Source organism: Microbacterium sp. K41, from assembly GCF_004794395.1.
Classification (GTDB): domain Bacteria; phylum Actinomycetota; class Actinomycetes; order Actinomycetales; family Microbacteriaceae; genus Microbacterium; species Microbacterium sufflavum.
On the sequence record NZ_SSDO01000220.1, the window covers coordinates 1 to 1,399 of the forward strand.

Here is a 1,399-nt window from a genome sequence, read left to right on the forward strand (position 1 = left end):
CTGCCGCACGCGCGGCGCGCGCATCCACCGCCATCGCCGGGTCCCGACGAGCCGTCCGATCAGGTAGCAGCAGGCGTCACCGACGGCGGCGGCCGCGGCGGCGCACAGAACCACGGCCCAGAGCGGAGGACTGCCCGTCGCGACGGCCAGTGCGCCGAGTGCCGTCACCGCGATCTCGCCGGGGATCACGACGACGAACGCGTCACCCAGTACGAGCAGGCTCATGACCACGAGGCTCCACGGGCTCGCGAGGGCGTCGGCGAACAGATCGGTCGGCACGACGCCCAGCGTGCACGGCGCGGGTGAACGGCAACCGACGGGAAGCTGGCCGGTGACCCCCGGTCCAGCATCCGGTGAACATCTGGTGCACCGGGCCGTTTCCAGGCGGTGGCCGCCCGAGCCGCGGCCATCCTGTGGGTGTGAGAGTCGCGATCGTCACCGAGTCCTTCCTTCCGCACATGAACGGCGTGACCGGATCCGTGATGCAGATCCTCCGCCATCTCGAGCGCCGTGGACACGAGGCGCAGGTCATCGCGCCGGCGGCGGAGGGCATGCCGCGCGAGCTCCACGGCGCTCGGATCACGGCGGTGCCGAGCATGCCCCTTCCCGGCTACCGCGACGTGCGGGTGGGCGCGTCCGCCCCGGCGCGGATCATCGCGAGCTGGGCCGACTTCCGACCGGACGTGGTGCACCTGGCGTCGCCGTTCGCCCTCGGGTGGCGGGGCGTGCTCGCGGCGGAGCGGCAGGGAGTCGCCGCGGTGGCCGCATACCAGACCGATGTCGTGTCCTACGCCGAGCGCTACCGCGTGGCCGCGACAGCGGGGATCGCGCAGGCGCACGTCACCCGGCTCCACCGGCGGGCCACCCTGACGCTGGCTCCGTCTGCCGAGTCCGCCCGACAGCTCGCTCAGCTCGGCGTCGACCGCCTCCGCCGCTGGGGGAGAGGCGTGGACGCGGAGCGGTTCCATCCGACGCGCCGCGACCCCGCTCTGCGTGCACGGTGGGGTGAGCAGACCGTGATCGGCTATGTCGGGCGTCTGGCCCCGGAGAAGCAGGTGGAAGACCTGGCCGTGCTCGCCGGGATCCCCGGTACCCGTCTCGTCGTGGTCGGCGACGGCCCGAGCCGTGGGCGCCTGGAGCACCTTCTCCCTGACGCCCTGTTCCTGGGCCACCTCGACGGCGACGCGCTCGCCGCGGCCCTGGCGTCGTTCGACGTGTTCGTGCACACGGGGGAGAGCGAGACCTTCGGGCAGACCCTGCAGGAAGCGCACGCGAGCGGCGTCCCCGTCGTCGCGACGGGGCGCGGGGGACCGCTCGACCTCGTACGCAGCGGAGTCGACGGCTGGCTCTACCCTCCCGGTGACCTGCGGGAGCTGCGCCGGCGCGTGGGCGAGCTCGC

1 protein-coding gene and 1 pseudogene are annotated in these 1,399 nt (G+C 73.6%); one reads left to right on the plus strand and one right to left on the minus strand.

What is annotated here, in order from left to right:
• A pseudogene (locus DW309_RS05980) lies at nt 1-279 on the minus strand (hypothetical protein); the annotation flags it as partial.
• 140 nt (nt 280-419) lie between these two features.
• Between DW309_RS05980 and DW309_RS05985 the strand changes: the two are divergent.
• Nucleotides 420-1,399, plus strand: a 980-nt coding sequence (locus tag DW309_RS05985) for a glycosyltransferase family 4 protein (RefSeq protein ID WP_136044844.1), incomplete at its 3' end; no start/stop codon positions are given.